Genomic DNA, 234 nt, shown 5'->3' on the forward strand with positions numbered 1-234 from the left:
CGGGAACACCACGCGATATTCGCGGCGATCCGTGACCGAGAGGAGGCCGCCGCACGCCGTGCCATCCGGACCCACCTGTCGAAAAGTGCGGCGCGCTTCGAAGAGTTGCGCGACGCTACGGTATAATCCTTCTTACAGCTCAGGCTTCGGCTTCATCAGCCGCCGCCAGGCGGCGTGGTCGGTGTGCAGATCGACGGAAGCGTGGATCGCGGGAAGAAGCGGTTTGCGTTTGCG

General features: G+C 64.1%; 1 protein-coding gene. It reads left to right on the top strand.

Annotated features, from left to right (window positions below):
* The coding region (locus EOD29_RS35230) for an FCD domain-containing protein (RefSeq protein WP_245475540.1) at positions 1-126 on the top strand (126 nt) is incomplete at its 5' end.
* Positions 127-234: the final 108 nt, after the last annotated feature.

This window comes from Mesorhizobium sp. M1A.T.Ca.IN.004.03.1.1 (assembly GCF_003997555.1).
GTDB lineage: Bacteria > Pseudomonadota > Alphaproteobacteria > Rhizobiales > Rhizobiaceae > Mesorhizobium.